We start from the raw sequence: 21,619 nt of genomic DNA, 5'->3' as shown, positions 1-21,619 counted from the left end.
GTGTTCGACGATACTTTACGAAGGAAATGAGATGCGATTAACAAAACAAACAAATTATGCTCTTCGAATGCTTATGTATTGTGCAGATAATCAGGGAACTCTCAGTCGTGTTCCAGAAATTGCTAAAGCATATGCCGTTTCAGAGCTTTTTTTATTTAAAATCCTTCAGCTGCTTGTTCAAGCAGGTTTTATACAAACAGTGCGTGGACGCAATGGTGGAGTTAGATTGGCTAAACCCGCAGCAGAAATTTCAGTCGCGGATGTTGTGAAAGTAACAGAAGACAACTTTTCCCTCGCAGAATGTTTCGATACTGCAGAACCAACTTGCCCCTTGTTTGATTTTTGTGGTTTAAATACCGCACTTCAAAAAGCATTAAATGCTTTTTTTGAGGTGTTATCCGTGATATCCCTTGCTGATCTACAACAACCATCCTTTCAAAATCATTTTAAAATTAATGACAAAAAAGCAAACTAAGATTATAATACAAGGAGATTAAGTATTTCTATTGCAGCAATAATATTAGCCGCTGGACGGGGTGAAAGAGCAGGATCTCCCCATAAAATTCCAAAACAATATCGGCTTCTAGGACAAAAGCCAATTATTTATCATACCGTGCATTGTTTTTTGCAGCATCCAGCTATCACAACAATTATTCTTGTTATTCATCCAGAAGATCGTCAAATCTGTGAACAAGCTATTGACGATTTTAAAGAGCGCCTTATTATCGTTGAAGGAGGCAATACACGTCAAATCTCTACCTTATATGGACTTCAGGCACTCAAAAAATTTGCCCCCCAATATGTGCATATTCATGATGGTGCACGCCCTTTTATCGAAAACAAGCTTCTTAATAACATTCACAACACTATCACGCCTCAAGAAGGTGTTCTTCCTGTTCTGCCCATCTCTGATACCCTTAAACGTATAAATAATCAGCATGTTTTAGAAACAATTCCCCGTACCCATCTTTATAGTGCACAAACTCCACAGTGTTTTCCCTTTGAACATATCTTAGCGGCCCATAAACAAGCAAAACAAGCTTGCAAACAAGAATTCACTGACGATTCTGCAATTGCCGAATGGTTTGGAATTCCTATGCGTACCGTTCCTGGAGATCCTAACAACATAAAAATTACATGGCATGAAGATTTTAATACTGCACATTTATATCTCCAAAAGAAAATGCAAATATTTCCTGATATTCGTACCGGCAATGGTTATGATGTTCACTCTTTTGAGGATGGTGATTTTCTTATATTATGTGGTATAAAAATCCCTTTTCATAAAAAATTAAATGGACACTCCGATGCGGATGTTGCTCTTCATGCATTAACAGATGCCCTTCTTGCAACTCAAGGTGCTGGAGATATCGGTACACATTTTCCTCCCTCTGATCCTCAATGGAAAAATGTATCATCAGAAATTTTTCTCCGTCATGCTCTTGATATTATAAAACAAGCAGGTGGTCGTATCGCCAATGTTGATATCACAATTATCGCTGAAAATCCTAAAATTAGTCCATATCGTCATGCCATGACAGAAAATCTTATAACAATACTTGCAATAACACCTGATCGAATCTCTATCAAAGCAACAACAAATGAAAGGCTTGGATTTATTGGTCGTGGTGAGGGAATTGCTGCTCTTGCAACAGTGAGCGTCCTTTATTCAGGAGAAATTCCCCAATGACATATCTTTGTGAAAAACACGCACATGAAGTCCTTAATACCTTTCGCCAAAAAGGTTTGCTGTTAACAACTGTAGAGTCTTGTACAGGGGGACTCATTGCTGCATGCCTCACAAATATAGCAGGATCGTCAGATGTTCTCGATTGTGGATTTGTTGTTTATTCAAATGAATCCAAAACACGCCTTGTTGGCGTTTGTGCTGAACTTATAAGAACCTATGGTGCCGTTTCAAAAGAAGTTGCTCTTGCAATGGCTGAGGGTGGATTAAAACATTCACAAGCTGACATTGCAGTTTCTGTAACAGGAATTGCTGGTCCAGGAGGTGCAAGTCTTGATAAACCTGTAGGACTTGTGCATTGCGCAGTTGCTTACAAAAACCACTCTCCCCTGCACAAAGAAATGCACTTTGCTCATCTTAATCGCAATGCTATCCGCCACGCAACTGTTGAAAATGCTTTTAAAATGATTCTGGAATTGCTTCACTGAATTCCCCATACTAATTTCAAAATTCTTTATTCCCCATCGAGTCTATAATCGTCAACATCTTGAAAAAATTTTATTGTATCACAACTTGAAAATGAAAGATCTGAATAGCGTAAAGTTATCTCACTTCAGTCCTGTGTAGATTGAATTAATCAAATTTATTCACTTGCACGCCACAAGAGAAAAAACTGTATAAATAAAATGATTAAAGAAAGAGACACTTGTACTTCTCTCAAGTGCTAAGAGCTGGCACAACATCTTGAGAGATGGCAAATAAATGATACAGGAGGAATTCTTCATAAGTGTACAGATGTAGATTTTATATACTTTTACGAAAATCTATACTATTTATTATGAGCACTATTATGAAATGGGTATGACGCAAGCAGGTTCTATTTGGGCGTTTTGTTTAACGAGTGTGCATCCATTAAAAAAGAGAGAAACAAAAGCATGAAGCTGTGCATCATCTTCATCATTTAAAATGATATTCCTTCAATATGCTTTTGAAAGCTGAATTAAAAACAAATAGTAAAGATGGAAACCGGTTTTCACCTTCACGCTGTTTAAGCAATAGGTATTGTTAAAAAATAACAGAATAGACTATGTTACCGTAGAGCCATAAATCTGATGCGCACGCTTCTCAAAAGCCTCGGTAAATTTACGAAACGCAATATCAAACATTGAGCCCATCACTAATCCAAGCGTTTTACTTTTAAATTCATAATCAATAAAAAACTCTACATTACATGCATTGGTATTTTCAATATCATGAAAGGCCCAACGATTTTCAAGATATTTGAATGGACCATCAATATATTTAACTTCTATAAGACTTTTTTCCGGCTGAAGAAATACTTGAGTCGTAAAAGTTTCACGAATAATCTTATAGCCAACGGTCATATCCGCAAGAAGCAATATTTTTTTTCCATATTCTTTTCGAGAACGTATTATTAAAGACTCACACATTGGTAAAAATTCAGGATAACGCTCAATATCTGAAACCAGATCAAACATTTCACTGGCACTATGGGTGATCTGCCGATGTATTGTAAAAATCGGCATAATTATCTCTGTAAGGAAAATTTTTCATCACGCGCTTTTTGCAAAATGGCAAAATCATCTCCAGCATGATGAGATGAACGCGTTAGAGGATTGGAGGCCATATGTAAAAATCCTTTTACTTTACCAATCTTGGCAAAAGACTCAAATTCTTCAGGAGGCACAAAACGAACAACTGGATGATGTTTTCGTGTAGGCTGCAAATATTGTCCAATTGTCATAAAGTCAACATCAGCAGCGCGCAAATCATCCATCAATTGCAAAACTTCATTTCGCTCCTCCCCAAGGCCAACCATAATTCCCGATTTTGTAAAAATTGTTGGATCAAGTTCTTTAACACGTTGTAATAAACGAATTGAATGAAAATAACGTGCCCCTGGACGGACCTTCAAATATTTAGAAGGAACTGTTTCTAAGTTATGATTAAAAACATCAGGCTTAGCAGCAACAACAACTTCTAAAGCGCCATCCTTATGACGAAAATCAGGTGTAAGAACTTCAATTGTTGTTTTAGGAGTTTTTTGACGAATCGCATAAATAACTTTTGCAAAATGCTCAGCACCACCATCAGCAAGATCATCACGATCAACAGATGTAATGACAACATGTTTTAATTCCATCCGTGCAACAGCATCAGCGATACGTTCTGGCTCATTATCATCAACGGCAAGTGGAATACCTGTTGCAACGTTACAAAAAGCACAAGCACGCGTACATATTTCACCTAAAATCATAAAGCTAGCATGCCTCTGGCTCCAACATTCGCCAATATTAGGACAACCAGCTTCTTCACATACAGTCACTAACTTATGCGTACGTACAATACTATGTGTTTCCTTATAAATTGGTGATGTTGGCGCTTTTACACGAATCCAATCTGGCTTTTTTTGAACGCTTGTATCAGGACGATGTGCCTTTTCAGGATGACGCAATCGTCTATTTGCAACTCTATCAACAACCGTAACCATTTAAGCCTTTGCCTTATAAATACGAAGTAACAATCAAAAATATAAAATTTTTCATACAATCCAGTCATCAAGCGTTTAAAACTTGACCATAAGCATCTAATACACTTTCTTTCATCATTTCCGATAAGGTCGGATGTGGAAAGACAGTATGCATTAATTCTTCTTCTGTTGTTTCAAGATTCATAGCAATAACAAAACCCTGTATCAATTCTGTTACCTCAGCCCCTACCATATGGGCCCCGAGAAGCTGTCCTGTTTTTTTATCAAAAATCGTTTTTACTAACCCCTGATCTTCACCCAAAGCAATCGCCTTACCATTCGCAGCAAAAGAATAACGACCAATACGTATATCATAACCTGCTTCTTTTGCTGCCGCTTCTGAAAGCCCTACAGAGGCAACCTGTGGTGTACAATATGTACACCCTGGAATTTTTCTTTTATCAAGTGGATGAGCGCTTTTCAAACCTGCAAGATGCTCAATACATATCACACCTTCTTCTTCTGCTTTATGGGCCAACATAGGAGGGCCTGCTACATCACCAATAGCATAAATACCTTCCACCCCCGTCCAACTCCATTCATCAGTTACAATGCAGCCGCGATCGGTTTTTATTCCCAAAGCTTCTAAACCAAGATTCTCAATATTACCTTGCACCCCAACAGCGGAAATCAACCGGTCAACAGTTATTGTCTCTATTTTACCTTGAACATCAATATGTACAGTCACAGAATCGGAAGACTTTTCAACCTTTGTTACTTTTGCTTGACGAAGAATGCGTAAACCTCTTTTCTCTAACTGTTTACGAGCAAACGTTGAAATTTCAATATCTTCAGCAGGCATGATATGGGGCATCATTTCAACAACAGTTACTGTCGCCCCCATATCATGATAAAAAGAAGCAAATTCAATGCCAATAGCCCCAGACCCTATAACCAAAAGCGATTTTGGCATTGCTGGCGGTATCATAGCTTCAAAATAAGTCCAAATGAGTTTTCCATCTGGCTCAATACCAGGAAGGACACGAGGACGTGCGCCCGTTGCAATAATGATATGCTTTGCTTGATAAGTTCCCTCCCCTAACGTCCCTTTAGGGACTGGATTTTGCGGTTGCATAATCGGTTTGGAGGATGAAAAAACCATAATTTCCGCAGGAAGGCTTCCCTTTGCTTCTTTAGTAAGCTTTGCTTCACCCCAGATAATATCAATTTTGTTTTTTTTCATTAAAAAACCAACACCAGCATTTAAACGTGCTGAAACACCCCGTGAACGTGCCACAACATCTTTGATGTTTGCCTCAATTGAACCATTAATTTTTAATCCATAATTTGTCGCATGTTCAGCAAAATGTTTCATTTCCGCTGAACGTAGAAGGGCCTTTGTTGGAATACATCCCCAATTTAAACAGATCCCTCCCAAATGTTCACGTTCAACAATCGCAGTCTTAAAGCCACATTGTGCTGCACGAATTGCGGTTACATATCCGCCTGGACCTGATCCAATCACAATTACATCATAAAGATTTGCCACAGTAATTCCTCCATGGATATATATATAAAATGGATATGCATTTTTTGAACTTAAGACTGTAAAACAATATGAGAGAATTATCTTATGTCTTTGCTTTAAGCTTCACGTAAATGCTTTACCCAAACCAGAAATAGCAATACCTCTGCTCTTCAAACTCTTTAAATTTGTTTCTATTCTCTTAAATACACTCTCTCACAATTTACGTGAAGAACTGTTAAACAGTTCAAACCAACATTGCTAATGGATTTTCAATCATCTTCTTAAAAGTCCGCGCGAGCTCTGCTGCTAAAGCACCATCGACAGCACGATGATCCGCAGAAAGCGTAACTGACATAACTGTCGCAACAACTAATGCACCATTTTTAACAACGGCGCGTTGCTCCCCTGCACCAATCGCAAAAATCGTCGCATGCGGTGGATTAAGAATAGCCGAAAAACTTTTTATACCATACATCCCCATATTTGATACAGCTGTTGTTCCACCCTGATATTCTTCCATTTTTAACTTGCCCTCGCGCGCACGCTTTGCAAAATCCTTCATCTCTTTGGAAATAAGTGATAACGGCTTTTTCTCTGCATGGCGAATAATCGGTGTAATTAATCCATTGGGAATAGAAACAGCAACCCCAACATCACAATGTTTATGATGAAGCATCCCGCCTTCAAGCCAAGAAACATTCGCATCAGGAACCGCTTTCAAAGAAAGTGCAACAGCTTTGATCACCATATCATTAACAGAAAGCTTATAAGTAGGCTGAGTTTCTTCCTGCCCCTTAACCATTGGAGCAGCAGCATTCAGTTGTGTACGCAGTGCTAATAGCGCATCAAGTTCACAATCTACCGTTACATAGAAATGTGGGACTCTCTGTTTTGATTCCACCAAACGTGTCGCGATTGTTTTACGCATATTATTATGGGGAGCGAAGCTATATTCATCCTCTTTGAAGAGTTTCAATATCTGTTTGTCCGAAGCACCTGTAGCTATTAGCTCCCCTATCGATGATGAATAAGACACTTTAGACATATCGCTGCTCACAGCTTTTTCTACATCGCGCTTAATAATGCGCCCATGCGGACCACTTCCAGAAATAAGGGATAAATCAAGACCTGCCTGAGATGCTAATCGCCGCGCTAAGGGAGAGGCAAAAAGACGAGCTTCCTTTTTATCTTGCTGTATTAATTGCCCAGTTGATGATTCATGAGACATTTTTATTCCCTTTGAGTCCGTCTGTTTCAGAGAATCTGTCTGTTTGATGCCCTCTGGTTTTTGTCTTGTAGAAGAAGAGATTTCTTCTGCAACTTTTGCAGCTTCAGCTAAATCTTCACCTTCTTCTGCTAAAACAACAATTAAAGCATTTACTTTAACGCCTTGTGTTCCAGCAGGAACAACAATTTTAGCAACCCTACCTTCATCAACGGCTTCGACTTCCATTGTCGCTTTATCCGTCTCAATTTCAGCAATAACATCACCAGAGGAAACCTTATCTCCCTCCTTAATATTCCATTTTGTTAAATTTCCCTCTTCCATCGTAGGGGAAAGCGCTGGCATTGTAATTTTAATGGGCATTATGCTTTCCTCCGTTATGCTCTGTATGTCACAGCCTGAACTGCCTCAATGATTTCAGCAGTATTAGGCAAAGCCAATTTCTCAAGATTAGCGGCATAAGGCATCGGAACATCTTTACCAGAAATCGTAGCAATTGGCGCATCAAGATAGTCAAAAGCCTGCTGCATAACACGCGTTGCTATTTCAGTTCCCACAGATGACTGAGGAAATCCCTCTTCAATTGTTACCAAACGACCTGTTTTTTTAACTGACGAAAGAATTGTTGGAAGATCCATCGGGCGAATGGTTCGTAAATCAATCAATTCAACATCAATACCAAGTTTTTCAATTTCTGGTAACGCTTGAACAGCATAATGCATCCCAATTCCACATGCAACAATCGTCACATCTTGTCCAGACTTATGAATACGTGCCTTACCAATAGGCAAAAGAAAATCATCCAGTTGAGGAACATCACATTGATGCCCATACAAAATCTCATTTTCAAGGAAAATAACAGGATTATCATCACGAATAGCAGATTTCAGCAAACCTTTTGCATCTGCAGCACTATAAGGCATGACAACTTTCAGACCTGGTACATGACTATACCATGCAGCATAACATTGAGAATGTTGAGCACCAACACGGGCAGCCGCGCCATTGGGACCTCGGAAAACCATAGGAGCGGTCATTTGTCCACCAGACATATAACGTGTTTTGGCTGCTGAGTTAATAATTTGGTCCATCGCCTGCATCGCAAAATTAAAGGTCATAAACTCGACAATAGGACGTAACCCACCAAAAGCAGCCCCAACAGCCAGCCCAGCAAAGCCGTGCTCTGTAATTGGGGTATCAATAACTCGGCGTTCCCCGAACTCTTCCAACAAACCCTGACTAACCTTATAGGCACCTTGATATTGCGCGACTTCTTCCCCCATAAGAAAAACTGTTTCATCACGCCGCATTTCTTCAGCCAAAGCCTGATTAAGCGCTTCACGAACTGTCATTGTAACCATTTGTGTTCCCGCTGGAATATCAAAATTAAGAGATGTATCAAAAGTAGGAGCAGCCTGCGGAACTGACAAAGGTAGAGAAAGAGCAGATTCCTTAGTTTTTTGTGCTGTATCAGTAGGTTGCGAAATATCCTCAGCACGCTCACCTTCTTCTAACAAAATTGCAATAACAGTGTTAACCCTTACGCCTTCTGAACCTTCAGGCACAAAAATTTTACCAAGAGTACCTTCATCAACGGCCTCTACTTCCATTGTAGCCTTATCCGTTTCAATTTCAGCAATAACATCGCCAGAGCTAACCTTATCACCTTCTTTCTTGAGCCATTTAGACAGTTTACCTTCTTCCATAGTTGGTGAAAGCGTCGGCATCAAAATATCAATAGACATACTTGCTTCCCTCGCATCAAACTAAAATATCAGTATAGAGCTCAGAAGCATCTGGCTCTTGATCACTTTGTGCAAAATCTACCGCATCAGCAACAATTGCACGGACCTCTTTCTCAATAGATTTTAAATCGTCTTCGCTCGCCCAATTTTTTTTAAGAATCCGACTTTTTACTTGATCAATCGGATCGTGCTCCTCTTTTATTTTTTGGACTTCTTCCTTTGAACGATATTTTGCTGGATCAGACATGGAATGACCACGATAGCGATAGGTCTGCATATCAAGAATGATCGGTCCTTTACCTGAGCGTGCCCAAGAAATTGCTTCATCAGCAGCTCCTTTTACTGATCGAACATCCATACCGTCAACAACAATACCTGGAATTTCAAAAGAAAGACCACGTCGTGAAAAATCAGTTTCTGCAGATGCACGTGAAACTGACGTTCCCATAGCATACTGATTGTTTTCAATAATATAAACAACGGGAAGCTTCCAAAGTGAAGCCATATTAAAACTCTCGTAAACCTGCCCCTGATTTGCAGCACCATCACCAAAATAAACCAATGTCACATTATCTTTACCAAGATATTGATTCGAAAATGCCAAACCTGAACCAATGGGAACCTGCGCACCAACAATACCATGTCCTCCATAAAAGTTCTTTTCTTTAGAGAACATATGCATCGAGCCACCTTTCCCTTTGGAAAAGCCACCTTGGCGCCCCGTTAATTCTGCCATGACACCACGCGGACTCATCCCAACCGCTAACATATGTCCATGATCACGGTAAGACGTAATAACCTGATCACCTTCTTTTGCCGCTTTCAATGTTCCTATAACAACGGCTTCCTGACCAATATAAAGGTGACAAAATCCCCCAATAAGCCCCATACCATAAAGTTGTCCTGCTTTTTCTTCAAAACGGCGAATTAAAAGCATTTCACGATAAGCATCAATTTCTTCTTCTTTTGTAAAATCTGCTATTGGTGCTTTCTTTGTGGTGCTTGATAATGCAGTGCGCGCCGCCGACGCAGAATTTTTTTTAAGTCGTTCTGCCATATTAAACTCCCTTTTATGATTATTTAGGAATAACCTTTACGAACAAAAGTTACAAGCCTTATCAATCGGCTTAAACAATATCATTGCTGATTGTTGTTTAAATTAAGCGATTTTTCATTTACCTTTGGTATCATTTCAAGGTATTAAGATTGTCAATTCATTTGGCTTAGAAAAGTTCAAATTCTTTCGGACATACTCATCCAACATATCTTTTTCTATATGCCCATTGCGTAAAAGAGAAATACGCTTTTCCATGAATATCCGCTCAGCTTCTATTTTATGAAGCTCCTTTTCTAATTCGCTAATATGCTGATTAACTTCACTGCGTGAATACAATCCATACTCACCATGATAAATGTGATAACTGAAATAGCTTAAGACTCCCACCGTCATAAGAGGTAGTACAAAGCGTACTTTGATTGATCGACGTTTCTGCTTTGTCCACATAAAATAGCACAGTCTTTACAGCACAAATTTCTTAATAATCAGCCCAACTATGCACGATTTTGATTAATACCTCATTACCAAATCTACACTAAAATAATTTGTTATTTCAATTTATCCCCCCCTTAATACGATCAAAGTAAGCTGAATGCCCCACTTTTTATATTATAAATATTGGATATCCTCTAAGTTGTGATTTTACACCCATCTTTGTCCTTAAAACTTCCTGTTAAAATGACTATAAAATCAATCAATACCCAAGGTGTAATTATCAAAAAAATTCCTATAAGCCCTACCGGCATAAATATTACACTTATTATACTTATTACACTTATTATATTTATAAGAAGCATTGCAATGCCCGTTCCAACTTTACCAACCATAAAACGATGAAGTCCTAGTCCACCTAGAAAAAAACAAACGACCGCTAACGTCACTTTTGATTGCTGTGACTGACCTTCAGTTGAGATAGGGAAAATAGATTTAATGGTATCCCCTTCACACACAAAATCAACGACGTCACCAACTTTCGGCGGCGTTTTTCCTGACCAATCCCAATTCGCAAACTGATAGCGCTTACCATCAGCCCCTGAAATGAAATAATCTCCTTGATCATGACCAATAATCTTACCTTTCATCTTCACCACCTATAAAATTGTTATTCATAAAGAAGCTTTTCTTCTAATATGATAATATGTTGAATAAACCTCACAGCATGAATACAGTCTGCATTCACCGTGATATATGACAATTTAAAAAGCTAAAAATTCCCCAACAACTTAAAATTCCCGCAATTACAAGTGGTAATACAAAGCACGCTGTTCGATTTGCACCTTTGCTTTTTTCATATGAAATAGTACAGTCTTTTTCAATAGTTTTATTTAAATATTCATAATTTTCTTTAATATTTCACATTTAAAGACATATATTAAAATAATTTACATTATTAAATTAATATATTGACAACATTAAAAGTAAAGAAAGTGCCTCACTCTTTACATTTTATATTATTCTAAAATTTCTACCAATTTATAATTTTATCCCCGTTTTCATCCCTAAAATATCCGGATAAAATAACTATAAAATCAATGAATGACCACGGTATAGTAACTAACAGCCCTATACCTGTTATCGTTATAAGAAGCATTACAATACCCGTTCCAACTTTACCTGCCATAAAGCGATGAATTCCCAACCATCCAAAAAACCAACAAACAAGTGCTATCGCCAATCTTGATTTTTCTGACTGAGTTTTACTCACGAGAGGGAGAACAGATTTAACAACATTATCTTCATATACAAAATCAACGGTATCACCCACTTTTGGTGTTTTTTTTCCTAACCAATCGAAACTTGAAAATTGATAACGCTTACCGTCAGCCCCTGAAACAAAATAATCTCCTTGATCCTGACCAATAATCTTACCTTTCATTCTTGCCCACCTATAAAGCTGCTCCTCATGTGTTATTCATAAAGAGATTATTTCTAATTCGATAATATGCGGATTAACCTCACGGTGTAAATACAATTCGTACTCACCATGATAAACATGAAGTTAAAATAGTTCGGAACTCCCCAATAATCTAATATTTCCCCCTGCTATAAGCAGTAACAAAAAACATGCTTTAGTTGATTTATACCTTTGCTTTACCCATATAAAATAGCATTATCTTTTTCAATACTTTTACTTAGCTGTACATGTTTTTTAATATCTCATATTAAATAAATATAGTACAATAATTTTGCATGATGCAACTTAATATATTTATAAAAATAAAAAGCGAGCTAAATTACCTTTTTTTATTATAAGATTTTCACAAATCTGTAATCTGATTTCCATCTTTATCCGTAAATCTTCCTCCAAGAATGACTATAAAATCAACAATTGCCCAAATGCCGGTAATTATCAATCCAAACAATGATAAAGATAGAACCAGCATTAAAGCCCCAGTCCTAACTTTACCAACCATAAAGCGATGGACACCAAAGATACCTGCAACCCAACAAAGCAGTGCGAACATTATCTTTGTGTTCTCTGTACTTGATCTCAACAATGGAAAAACAGAACTGACAACCCCCCCTTCACAGACAAAATCAACAGCATTACCAATCCTTGGTGGATTCTTTCCCAACCAATCCCAAGTCGCAAACTGATAACGTTTACCATCATCACCAGCAACGAGATAAGTTCCTTGATCTTGACTAATAATTATACCTCTCATCTTAATCCCTATAAATTTAAACACTTAAAAATTATTGCGTATATGCCTTTGATAAGAAATCTCAATTTCATAATCTAAATGATCTTATACTTTCATATTTTGTGCTCAGAACTATACACTAAATCACCAGCATAACGCGCTTGGGCTCCTAGCATTTCTTCAATACGAATAAGTTGATTGTATTTGGCTAATCTATCCGAACGTGCAAGAGAACCTGTTTTAATTTGTCCACAATTCGTTGCAACCGCAAGATCTGCAATGAAAGAATCCTCTGTTTCGCCTGAACGATGTGATATAATGGCACGATAACCTGCTTTATGTGCTACTTCTACAGCATCAAGTGTTTCACTCAATGTACCAATTTGATTAACTTTTATGAGAATAGAATTGCCTACCCCCATTTTGATACCATCACTCAAACGTGCTGAATTCGTTACAAACAAATCATCGCCAACAAGCTGACATTTTTCTCCAATTGTGTCAGTAAGTAGCTTCCAACCTTCCCAATCATCCTCTGCCATTCCATCTTCAATTGTAATAATAGGATAATTTTTCACAAGATGCGCTAAATAATCTACCTGCTCTTGGATGTCACGGCATTTCCCCTCACCTTTATAAAAATACGAACCATTTTTATAAAATTCGGTTGAAGCACAGTCTAAACCAATGGCAATTTGTTCACCTGGTTTATAGCCACATATCATGATAGATTCCATAATGAAATCAATTGCTTGATCAGCACTTTTAAATTGAGGTGCAAAACCACCTTCATCACCAACATTGGTATTATAACCCGCATCTTTTAAACGCTTTTTCAATGCATGGAAAATCTCAGCGCCATAACGGATAGCTTCTCTTACAGTAGGAGCTCCTATAGGGATAATCATAAACTCTTGAAAATCAATCAAATTATCAGCATGAACGCCACCATTAATAATATTCATCATGGGGGTTGGAAGAATATGCGCTTGTGTACCACCAATATAACGATACAAAGGTAAATTTAATGAATCCGCAGCTGCTTTTGCAACAGCTAATGAAACACCAAGAAGTGCATTGGCACCAAGACGGGCTTTGTTTGGCGTTCCATCCAAAGCAATCATTGCTTGATCAATAGCAATTTGATTTGTTGCATCCCGCCCACCAAGTTCTTCAAGAATTTCGCCATTAACTGCAGCAACCGCTTTTTCAACACCTTTCCCTTGATAGCGCAAACCACCATCACGAAGCTCTATAGCCTCGTGTGCTCCTGTTGAAGCTCCCGAAGGAACCAGAGCGCGACCAAAAGCTCCATTCTCCAAATGAACATCAACTTCTACCGTTGGATTACCACGGCTATCAAGAACTTCACGCCCAATGATATCGACAATTATAGTCATATGTGTTTCCTTATCCAATAAAAGTCTCGATTCATTTATAAAGCCCTATTAATGAAATATTTTTTCTCTTCTCAACTCAACTTTTTTGACAGATAATCAAATTCCATTAAAGTCTCAAGCAATCTTTGTAAATCATCAACTTTAACCATATTGGGTCCATCAGAAGGTGCATTATCTGGATCTTGATGTGTTTCTAAAAAAATACCAGCTACCCCAACAGAGACAGCTGCACGCGCTAAAATTTCAACAAATTGACGCTGCCCACCAGATGAAGCCCCCTGCCCCCCAGGTTCTTGAACAGAATGCGTTGCATCAAAAATAACAGGAGCACCAAATGAACGTAAAATAGGCAACGAACGCATATCAGAAATAAGTCGGTTGTAACCAAATGACGTGCCTCGCTCACAAAGCATAACATTCGGATTACCACTGTAAACAACCTTTTTTAAAACATTCTCCATGTCCCACGGCGCTAAAAACTGACCTTTTTTAATGTTAATAACACATTCTGTTTTGGCGGCTGCTACCAAAAGATCTGTTTGACGACATAAAAAAGCCGGTATTTGTAAAATATCAACTGTAGAAGAAACAATTGTACATTGCTCTTCTGTATGCACATCAGTTAATATGGGACAATTAAACTCTTTTTTTAAATCAGAAAAAATGGACATTGCTTTTTCAAGACCAATACCACGTGCCGCCCCCAAAGAGGTTCTGTTGGCTTTATCGTAACTTGATTTATAAACAAACCCGATACCAAGCTGATCGGTAATTGTTTTAATACGACCAGCCATTTCAAAAGCATGATCACGACTTTCCATCTGACACGGCCCTGCAATTAATGAAAGAGGCATTTCATTTGAAAAAATCATATTTCCAACTTTCACACGGGCATTTGGTTTAGTCATTTTATCCCTCAAAAGCAAAGTAACCCAATTTATGCATTAAACTAATCGACTTTGTTCTACAGCAGCTTCAATAAAAGAAGAAAAAAGCGGATGTGGATCAAAAGGACGGGATTTTAATTCTGGATGATATTGAACACCAATAAACCATGGATGATCTACATATTCTATCGTTTCTGGTAAAATACCATCAGGAGACATCCCAGAAAAAATCAAACCACACTGTTCTAACTTATCCTTATAATCAATATTGACCTCATAACGATGACGATGTCGCTCGACAATCTTGGTCACCCCATAAATTTGAGCAATATGACTCTCTTCTTTTAATTCAGCAGCAAAAGCACCAAGGCGCATTGAACCGCCGAGATCACCATTTCTTGTACGTTTTTCAAGAACGTCTCCTTTAAGCCATTCTGTCATTAAACCTACAATTGGATTGTCTGTTTCGCAAAACTCACTTGATGAAGCATTCTCAATCTGTGCAATATTGCGCGCAGCTTCTATACAAGCTAATTGCATCCCAAAACAAATCCCTAAAAATGGAACTTTACGCTCTCGCGCAAATTGAATTGCTCGAATCTTCCCTTCTGCCCCTCGTGCCCCAAAAGCACCTGGAACCAAAATTCCATGGGCTTTTTGTAAAGCTGAAACAGAATCTTCTTTTTCAAAAAGCTCCGAATCAATCCACTCAATACTAACCTTCACTCTATTCGCTAAACCACCATGCGCAATCGCTTCAATAAGAGATTTATAAGCATCCTTTAAGCCCGTATATTTTCCCACAACAGCAATCGTAACTTCTCCTTCAGGATGGTGAATACGATGCGTAATATCTTCCCAACGATCCATTTTGGGGGAAGGTGCCGAATCGATTCCAAAAGCGCAAAGAACTTCAGAGTCCAAACCCTCCTTATGGTATGCCATAGGAACATCATAAATTGTTGGCATATCTAATGCCTGAATGACTGCATTGGAGCGAACATTGCAAAAAAGTGATAATTTGCACCGTTCTGTTTCTGGAATAGATCGATCTGCACGTACAAGCAAAATATCAGGAGAAATACCAACTGCTTGCAATTCTTTGACAGAATGTTGTGTTGGTTTCGTTTTTAATTCACCTGCTGAAGGAATATAAGGCATTAATGTGAGATGGACATAAACGACATTTTGTCTCGGTAGCTCATTGCGAAGCTGACGAATCGCTTCTAGAAAAGGCATTGCTTCAATATCACCAACCGTTCCACCTATCTCACACAAAACAAAATCAAATTCTTCATTTCCCATCGTAATGAATCTCTTAATTTCATCTGTAACATGAGGGATAACTTGGACTGTTGCCCCCAAATAATCACCACGCCGCTCTCGTTCAATGATATTGCGATAAATACGCCCTGTTGTAATATTATCTTGGCTATTTGCAGAACGCCCAGTAAAACGCTCATAATGACCAAGATCAAGATCCGTTTCTGCACCATCATCGGTCACAAATACTTCACCATGTTGATAAGGTGACATCGTACCTGGATCAACATTTAAATAAGGATCAAGTTTGCGAAGACGTACGCGATAGCCACGAGCCTGTAATAACGCTGCTAACGCCGCCGCTGCGATGCCTTTTCCAAGGGAAGAAACCACACCACCAGTAATAAAAACATAACGTGCCATGGGCTTATGGTGATAAGCAATTTATAATGATTTTTCCAGCAAAAAATGCAAAAAGAAACAATTTTTCTTCTAAAATAAAAAAGGCGAAAAAAATCACCTTTTTTAAAAAGTCTATGTTTTCTTAAAAAACTATTTTGTACTGTTATCGGGAACTGTATTTTCAAGAACCTGAGGAACTGGACTTTCTGCTTCAGGATTTGTGGACTGTTTCTGTTCCTGCGAAGAATTCGAAGTGCCTCCTAGCTGTTCAAGAATAGAAGGGGAAGACTCACCATCTGACGATGGGACTGATCCTGAGTCTTTATTGGTAGAATTCTGTTCTGAATTAACCGGTATACGCTTTAAGATATCAGAACTAGAATTTGATATATTACTCACCACGGTAAGTCCAATAGACACAACAAAAAAACAACAGGCTAAAATAGCAGTCAAACGTGTTAAAGGGTTTCGAGATCCACGAGTTTTCATCAACCCTGAGCTATTACTCACACCTAGCCCACCACCTTCTGAAGGTTGAATTAATATAACACCAACCAAAGTAATCACAATCAAAAAATGAATAACTATAAGTACTGTTTGCATAAACCCTGCTCTTCAAATAACTCTTTAATAGCTATTTACACATAAATAACGCACAATCCAAGGGGAAACTCAAATTTCTCTGCTATAGTTTACGACAAACATCGCAAATAGTTAAAAAATCAATCGCTTTTAAGCTTGCTCCACCTATCAAAGCACCATTAACATGAGCAATGCTTAAAAGCTCAAATGCATTGGATGGTTTTACGGATCCACCATAAAGCAAACGTATCTTATTGCCTTCATCACCAAAACGAGAGCGCACCCTATCACGAATGAAATGATGTACTTTTGCAATATCTTCTGGAGTCGCTGTATTGCCGGTGCCTATTGCCCAAACTGGTTCATAAGCGATAATGGTATTCTCTGCTGTTGCATCATCTGGGAGAGATTCTTCAAGCTGCTGCGTGAGAATATCCAGTACTTTATTATTATTACGCTCCTCCAATGTTTCACCAATACATACAAGAGCCACAAGACCTGCTCGCCACGCAGCTTGCACTTTGGCACAGACAATCGCATCATTTTCCTGGTACACTGTACGACGTTCTGAATGCCCAATAATAACATGACTTGCTCCCACTTCTTTAAGCATAAAAGCTGAAATATCTCCAGTATAAGGACCATGATCATCAAAGTGACAATTTTGTCCTCCTAAAAGGAGATTTTCACCATTCAGCGTATTAGAAGCACGCGATAAAAGCGTTGCTGGAACACAAATTAGGGCTTCAAATAGATGACCTAGATCAGAGCTAACGCCTGTAGCAATAGCACGCAACTCTCCAAGCGATTCACTCGTTCCATTCATTTTCCAATTTCCAGCAAGAAAAGGCCGAATATTTTGAGACATATTTTCACCTCAAGAGCTTTTACAATACATTGTTTATCTGTAGTTACCAAATTATAAAATGAAAGCAAGTCTTTAAAGCTTGCATCTTTCATCTCTTTATTGCAAATTCCATTACAGCTTTGATAATAACTCACATTAAAAATGGACTTGAACAATGCTTGACATCATAAGAAATGCTACAAATTCTTGGATTTTTAGAATTTTCCTTGCTATTTTACTCTTATGCTTCATTCTTTTATGGGGGGTACCGCAGTTACACAAAAAAAGTGAAAGAGATCTTATTACTTCTGGAAAGTCCACAGTAACTGTCGATGATTATCGTCTTGCACTCGCCGATCAAAGCGCACGTTTAGCATATGCTGCTCATCTTGGACGAATGTTTACAACAAATGAAATGCAGCAATACCAAATTCCTGCTTTTGTATTTAATCAATTACAACAAAATGTACTGCTTGATGAACAAGCACGTAAAATGAAAATAAGTCTTTCAAAAGATACAATAGCTCATACGATTGGTTCTGATAAGATGTTCCAGGTAAATGGCATTTTTGATAAAAACTTGTTTTATAACTATCTTCAGCATTTACGTATTAGTGAAAGTGCTTTTCTTAATTATTACACCAAACAAGAAAAGCGTAATCAGCTTATTGCTGCTTTACTTTCTGATATGAAGGCACCAAATCTCTTTTATAAAGCACTTGCTCTTTATCAAGGAGAAATGCGTATTGCTGATTATCTCGTTATTGATCTAAAAGAAAAGAAAACAATTGCTGATCCTGATTACGAAACATTACAAAAATGGTTTGAAACACATCAAAGTCAATTTCGTGCTCCAGAATACCGTACTGTCTCTTTGCTATCTATGGAACTTAATGATTTTGTAAAACCTAAAGATATCTCAACAGATGAGGCGAAAGCCTATTATACACAAAATGCTTCACGTTTTGTAACGCCTGAAAAGCGTACATTCGAAGAACTGCGATTCCCCTCACGCGAAGAAGCCGATAATGCAGCAAAAAAAATAGCTGATGGATTGAGTTTTGATGAACTGGTAAAAGCTGAAAAAAAGACTCTTAATGACATAAAAAAAGGTCCTCTCGCAGAAAACGAACTTCCTAATCATCTGACATCTGAAATTTTTGAACTTCAACAAGGCCAAGTCAGTCCTGTGATAAATGACTTACAGGGACCTGTTCTCATTCGCGTTACGCATATTGAACCTTCAAGCTCTCTTCCTTTTGAAAGTGTAGAAGAAAATATTCGCCAAATACTTGCCAAAAATCGTGCTACTGATGATATCCGTAACAATTATGCTGCCATTGAAAATGCTCGTTTTGAGGGTGCTTCTCTCAAAGAGTTAGCTGACCAATACAAGTTATCTTTGCGCACAATTACTATTGATAAAACGGGAAAAACGCTTGAAGGTGCAATACTCACGGATTTGCCTCAAAAAGATATTTTACTGAATGCCATCTATCAATCAAACGAAGGAGTCGATCTTGATCCTCTCTCTTTTCAAAATGGTGGATATCTCTGGTACAAGGTCGATAAAATTATTCCTTCCCGTGATAAGACACTTGAAGAGGCTAAGCTAGATGTTCTTTCTCAATGGAAAGATGAGGAAATCCAACGTCTTCTTGATGAAAAAGCCCAAAATGCTCTCAAACAGCTCACGGAAGGAAAAAGTCTTGTTGCTCTTGCTCATACCCTTGGTGTTACAAAACAAACAACACCAACCCTCCGGCGTCAAGACTCATCTGAAACCCTTGGCGTTGAAGGCATTAAAGCATTATTTTCCGCTCCCAAAGGTCATTATGGCATCATAAAAGGTCCGGTTGCAACAAACCGCATCATTTATCAAATAAAGACTGTAACCATGCCTAAAGATATCACGTCTCATAATCTTTCAACTGAGGTCCGCGCCAATATAGATATGATGATAAGAGAAGATCTCAAGCTAGAAATGCTACAAGTTGCCAATAAAGAACATCCTTTGGAAATTAATAGCACAAATTATAATCAGATCTTTAACGCTCTCCAATAAAAAGATTGTGCATAATTTTAAGAACTTATTGATAAAGTTTTCATCAGCTCTTCGTCTATAGTTGAAGAGGTAAGACGGATTTCTTGTCTGCATATCTTAGGATCAGCGTTTGTATAATGATTCATTTTCTCGCAAAACAGTGCATGTATGGATTTGCGAGAAAATAGTCAATGGAATGTAGAATCGTTTTTGCAATGCATTAAAAAACATTATCCATCCAAAGGTCGTAAAGGTTGCCGCCCATTAAGCTATAAACATCATCCCTATCGTCATTCATTCATAGCTCATTATATTGCTACTCTTAATATTCATTCATAGGGAGCGTATTGCTTCTTCCTTAAATGATTTCATTTACACATCCAACTTATAATAGATAAAAAAACTATTTTTAAAATTCATTATAAAAATGGAGAAATCTTTTTCTATTCAAGACTCTCATTCAATATAAGAAAAAACGTATTATCATTATAAATCAATATATTCATCAATCATAACAGTCATCAATTATGATGTTATAATTTCTCAAAAATAAGAGTTTTTTATAGACTTATAGACTGCTAAGATAACTTCTCTCATAAAATAGAAATTTCATTTCATTTGCAAATGAGATACAATCAATACATTCAGAGTACTTAAAAGTTCTTCTTCAAACAAACCAATGTATTAAGATTTATCTCATGTTTTTCTTTCTCTGCATCTCACCCATCCAATACTCTGAATAAAACATATTACTGATGAAGAAATACAGCGTATTTTCAAGATCATAAAATTTCTTATTCTTTTGCGTTCATAACAACCAAAACATCAACATTTTTTATAACAAAAAAATGGTTTGGAATCACAATAGCTCCTTTTATCTTCATATGAAAAAATCAGTCTACATGTTACGCATTCCAACGTAGTAATATTTTTTTACAATATCTTTGGAAAATTGCCGCTTATTGCTGCCCTTGTTATCAACCAATAGCGATACATCAATGGCAAAGTTGCACTCTCTTGAAAAATTGCTGCCCCCAGCTGTATAGCTTTTTGAAGAGAAGCTGGTACAATGACCAATGGAAGAAAAGCTGGCTTAAGAACTCTAGGTAAAGTACAAGAATACTCGTAAAATTGGGTATAATGATCGCGCGATAATGCTACCATAGCTTCAACAATACAACCCTTTTGTTGATCGCTGAGACGATGAGATTCCAAATCTTCCCTATTCACTCCTACAGCCTTTAATATATCAGTGGGTAAATAATATTGATATCGTGATTGCATGAATGATAAAAGACGCAATACACCGCTTAATCCTTGAGAAATCCCTCCATGTTCATAGATATCTGTAAACTCTTGTGCAGTTTCAGGATCTAATATCTGACAAGAAAGCTGTAAAATTATGCCTGCTGTCTCACCACAATAATGCTCTAGATCATGAAGTGTTTCTATTGGATTGTGATAAAGATCTAAAATTTGCGCATCACAATAACGTAAAAAAGCTGTCTTAGGTAAATTAAAAAGAGTGATTGCTTTTAATAAATCATTCAAAATCGGATTGTTTCCACTCGTTTGCATTTCACCATGAGCAATAGCATCATACCACCAACGTAACCGTATTTCTCCTATGAGTGGGTCATGTACACTTTCGCGGATACGAGAAACTTCAGCATTAAATACATAAAGAGCAGCCAATGCTTGGCGCTTTTTTTTAGGTGCAAATAAAACCGATATATAGCGATCACGATCTATGGTACGTAAAATATCAAGACAATAAGGAAGAGAGCCTATCATTCTATGAACCTATTAACGTCCC

At 37.7% G+C, this 21,619-nt stretch carries 20 protein-coding genes; 4 read left to right on the top strand and 16 right to left on the bottom strand.

Going from position 1 to position 21,619, the window contains the following annotated elements; translation table 11 throughout:
• Positions 1-31: 31 nt before the first annotated feature.
• From rirA to ACFIK4_RS00375, 3 genes are read left to right on the top strand one after another with little or no spacing between them, the layout of a single operon-like run.
• Complete coding sequence (gene rirA, locus ACFIK4_RS00385; protein WP_375611276.1) at positions 32-475, top strand: iron-responsive transcriptional regulator RirA; 444 nt, start codon at positions 32-34, stop codon at positions 473-475.
• A gap of 24 nt (positions 476-499) precedes the next feature.
• A complete protein-coding gene (locus ACFIK4_RS00380; RefSeq protein WP_375613044.1) occupies positions 500-1,690 on the top strand; it encodes a bifunctional 2-C-methyl-D-erythritol 4-phosphate cytidylyltransferase/2-C-methyl-D-erythritol 2,4-cyclodiphosphate synthase in 1,191 nt (396 codons plus the stop codon).
• A complete protein-coding gene (locus tag ACFIK4_RS00375; protein ID WP_375611275.1) occupies positions 1,687-2,175 on the top strand; it encodes a CinA family protein in 489 nt (162 codons plus the stop codon). Before ACFIK4_RS00380 ends, ACFIK4_RS00375 begins: the two co-directional genes overlap by 4 nt.
• A gap of 597 nt (positions 2,176-2,772) precedes the next feature.
• Here ACFIK4_RS00375 and ACFIK4_RS00370 read toward each other — a convergent pair.
• The 15 genes from ACFIK4_RS00370 to tpiA form a co-directional block, all read right to left on the bottom strand.
• Complete coding sequence (locus ACFIK4_RS00370; protein WP_273791149.1) at positions 2,773-3,234, bottom strand: type II toxin-antitoxin system RatA family toxin; 462 nt, start codon at positions 3,232-3,234, stop codon at positions 2,773-2,775.
• 2 nt (positions 3,235-3,236) lie between these two features.
• Positions 3,237-4,199 carry a lipoyl synthase gene (gene lipA / locus ACFIK4_RS00365; RefSeq protein ID WP_375674513.1) on the bottom strand — a complete coding sequence of 321 codons (963 nt, stop codon included), beginning with the start codon at positions 4,197-4,199 and terminating at the stop codon, positions 3,237-3,239.
• Between the two features lie 67 nt (positions 4,200-4,266).
• Complete coding sequence (lpdA, locus tag ACFIK4_RS00360; protein ID WP_375674511.1) at positions 4,267-5,727, bottom strand: dihydrolipoyl dehydrogenase; 1,461 nt, start codon at positions 5,725-5,727, stop codon at positions 4,267-4,269.
• 223 nt (positions 5,728-5,950) lie between these two features.
• Positions 5,951-7,294, bottom strand: a complete 1,344-nt coding sequence (locus ACFIK4_RS00355; RefSeq protein ID WP_375612899.1) for a pyruvate dehydrogenase complex dihydrolipoamide acetyltransferase — start codon at positions 7,292-7,294, stop codon at positions 5,951-5,953.
• A 14-nt stretch (positions 7,295-7,308) separates the two neighbouring features.
• Entirely contained in the window at positions 7,309-8,676 is a 1,368-nt protein-coding gene (locus ACFIK4_RS00350) for a pyruvate dehydrogenase complex E1 component subunit beta (RefSeq protein WP_375674508.1), read from the bottom strand.
• 16 nt (positions 8,677-8,692) lie between these two features.
• Positions 8,693-9,733 carry a pyruvate dehydrogenase (acetyl-transferring) E1 component subunit alpha gene (gene pdhA / locus ACFIK4_RS00345; protein ID WP_273791144.1) on the bottom strand — a complete coding sequence of 347 codons (1,041 nt, stop codon included), beginning with the start codon at positions 9,731-9,733 and terminating at the stop codon, positions 8,693-8,695.
• 135 nt (positions 9,734-9,868) lie between these two features.
• Positions 9,869-10,180 carry a septum formation initiator family protein gene (locus ACFIK4_RS00340; RefSeq protein ID WP_012754998.1) on the bottom strand — a complete coding sequence of 104 codons (312 nt, stop codon included), beginning with the start codon at positions 10,178-10,180 and terminating at the stop codon, positions 9,869-9,871.
• A 182-nt stretch (positions 10,181-10,362) separates the two neighbouring features.
• Positions 10,363-10,815 carry a TM2 domain-containing protein gene (locus ACFIK4_RS00335; protein ID WP_375611268.1) on the bottom strand — a complete coding sequence of 151 codons (453 nt, stop codon included), beginning with the start codon at positions 10,813-10,815 and terminating at the stop codon, positions 10,363-10,365.
• 383 nt (positions 10,816-11,198) lie between these two features.
• Positions 11,199-11,609, bottom strand: coding sequence for a TM2 domain-containing protein (locus tag ACFIK4_RS00330; protein ID WP_375611267.1), 411 nt, complete (start codon positions 11,607-11,609; stop codon positions 11,199-11,201).
• Between the two features lie 382 nt (positions 11,610-11,991).
• Positions 11,992-12,399 carry an NINE protein gene (locus tag ACFIK4_RS00325; protein WP_375674506.1) on the bottom strand — a complete coding sequence of 136 codons (408 nt, stop codon included), beginning with the start codon at positions 12,397-12,399 and terminating at the stop codon, positions 11,992-11,994.
• A gap of 92 nt (positions 12,400-12,491) precedes the next feature.
• Positions 12,492-13,778, bottom strand: coding sequence for a phosphopyruvate hydratase (eno, locus tag ACFIK4_RS00320; RefSeq protein WP_375674504.1), 1,287 nt, complete (start codon positions 13,776-13,778; stop codon positions 12,492-12,494).
• A gap of 71 nt (positions 13,779-13,849) precedes the next feature.
• On the bottom strand, positions 13,850-14,686 hold the full coding sequence (gene kdsA / locus ACFIK4_RS00315; RefSeq protein WP_273791141.1) for a 3-deoxy-8-phosphooctulonate synthase: 837 nt from the start codon (positions 14,684-14,686) through the stop codon (positions 13,850-13,852).
• Positions 14,687-14,722: 36 nt separating this feature from the next.
• Positions 14,723-16,351, bottom strand: a complete 1,629-nt coding sequence (locus tag ACFIK4_RS00310) for a CTP synthase (RefSeq protein WP_375638113.1) — start codon at positions 16,349-16,351, stop codon at positions 14,723-14,725.
• A gap of 129 nt (positions 16,352-16,480) precedes the next feature.
• Positions 16,481-16,933, bottom strand: a complete 453-nt coding sequence (gene secG, locus ACFIK4_RS00305) for a preprotein translocase subunit SecG (RefSeq protein ID WP_375612906.1) — start codon at positions 16,931-16,933, stop codon at positions 16,481-16,483.
• 82 nt (positions 16,934-17,015) lie between these two features.
• On the bottom strand, positions 17,016-17,780 hold the full coding sequence (tpiA, locus tag ACFIK4_RS00300; protein WP_375672004.1) for a triose-phosphate isomerase: 765 nt from the start codon (positions 17,778-17,780) through the stop codon (positions 17,016-17,018).
• 154 nt (positions 17,781-17,934) lie between these two features.
• On the opposite strand from tpiA, the gene ACFIK4_RS00295 reads away from it, so the two are divergent.
• Positions 17,935-19,824, top strand: coding sequence for a peptidyl-prolyl cis-trans isomerase (locus tag ACFIK4_RS00295; protein ID WP_375674501.1), 1,890 nt, complete (start codon positions 17,935-17,937; stop codon positions 19,822-19,824).
• A gap of 912 nt (positions 19,825-20,736) precedes the next feature.
• On the opposite strand, the gene ACFIK4_RS00290 is transcribed toward ACFIK4_RS00295, so the two are convergent.
• Entirely contained in the window at positions 20,737-21,597 is an 861-nt protein-coding gene (locus ACFIK4_RS00290; RefSeq protein WP_375611260.1) for a phytoene/squalene synthase family protein, read from the bottom strand.
• Between the last annotated feature and the right edge of the window lie 22 nt (positions 21,598-21,619).

The sequence above is a fragment of the Bartonella sp. AP9QHHD genome, assembly GCF_042195625.1.
Classification (GTDB): Bacteria; Pseudomonadota; Alphaproteobacteria; order Rhizobiales; family Rhizobiaceae; genus Bartonella.
Note: the sequence above shows the minus strand (reverse complement) of the source record. Positions and strands in the feature narration are given on the sequence as shown.

What these genes read in the sequence shown, in the direction of transcription:
- ACFIK4_RS00290 (WP_375611260.1), bottom strand. Translation starts at nt 21,597, where the DNA reads ATGATAGGCTCTCTTCCTTATTGTCTTGATATTTTACGTACCATAGAT.
- ACFIK4_RS00310 (WP_375638113.1), bottom strand. Translation starts at nt 16,351, where the DNA reads ATGGCACGTTATGTTTTTATTACTGGTGGTGTGGTTTCTTCCCTTGGA.
- ACFIK4_RS00340 (WP_012754998.1), bottom strand. Translation starts at nt 10,180, where the DNA reads ATGTGGACAAAGCAGAAACGTCGATCAATCAAAGTACGCTTTGTACTA.
- ACFIK4_RS00295 (WP_375674501.1), top strand. Translation starts at nt 17,935, where the DNA reads ATGCTTGACATCATAAGAAATGCTACAAATTCTTGGATTTTTAGAATT.
- rirA (WP_375611276.1), top strand. Translation starts at nt 32, where the DNA reads ATGCGATTAACAAAACAAACAAATTATGCTCTTCGAATGCTTATGTAT.
- secG (WP_375612906.1), bottom strand. Translation starts at nt 16,933, where the DNA reads ATGCAAACAGTACTTATAGTTATTCATTTTTTGATTGTGATTACTTTG.
- tpiA (WP_375672004.1), bottom strand. Translation starts at nt 17,780, where the DNA reads ATGTCTCAAAATATTCGGCCTTTTCTTGCTGGAAATTGGAAAATGAAT.
- lipA (WP_375674513.1), bottom strand. Translation starts at nt 4,199, where the DNA reads ATGGTTACGGTTGTTGATAGAGTTGCAAATAGACGATTGCGTCATCCT.
- ACFIK4_RS00350 (WP_375674508.1), bottom strand. Translation starts at nt 8,676, where the DNA reads ATGTCTATTGATATTTTGATGCCGACGCTTTCACCAACTATGGAAGAA.
- ACFIK4_RS00330 (WP_375611267.1), bottom strand. Translation starts at nt 11,609, where the DNA reads ATGAAAGGTAAGATTATTGGTCAGGATCAAGGAGATTATTTTGTTTCA.
- ACFIK4_RS00375 (WP_375611275.1), top strand. Translation starts at nt 1,687, where the DNA reads ATGACATATCTTTGTGAAAAACACGCACATGAAGTCCTTAATACCTTT.
- ACFIK4_RS00335 (WP_375611268.1), bottom strand. Translation starts at nt 10,815, where the DNA reads ATGAAAGGTAAGATTATTGGTCATGATCAAGGAGATTATTTCATTTCA.
- kdsA (WP_273791141.1), bottom strand. Translation starts at nt 14,686, where the DNA reads ATGACTAAACCAAATGCCCGTGTGAAAGTTGGAAATATGATTTTTTCA.
- eno (WP_375674504.1), bottom strand. Translation starts at nt 13,778, where the DNA reads ATGACTATAATTGTCGATATCATTGGGCGTGAAGTTCTTGATAGCCGT.
- ACFIK4_RS00370 (WP_273791149.1), bottom strand. Translation starts at nt 3,234, where the DNA reads ATGCCGATTTTTACAATACATCGGCAGATCACCCATAGTGCCAGTGAA.
- ACFIK4_RS00355 (WP_375612899.1), bottom strand. Translation starts at nt 7,294, where the DNA reads ATGCCCATTAAAATTACAATGCCAGCGCTTTCCCCTACGATGGAAGAG.
- pdhA (WP_273791144.1), bottom strand. Translation starts at nt 9,733, where the DNA reads ATGGCAGAACGACTTAAAAAAAATTCTGCGTCGGCGGCGCGCACTGCA.
- ACFIK4_RS00325 (WP_375674506.1), bottom strand. Translation starts at nt 12,399, where the DNA reads ATGAGAGGTATAATTATTAGTCAAGATCAAGGAACTTATCTCGTTGCT.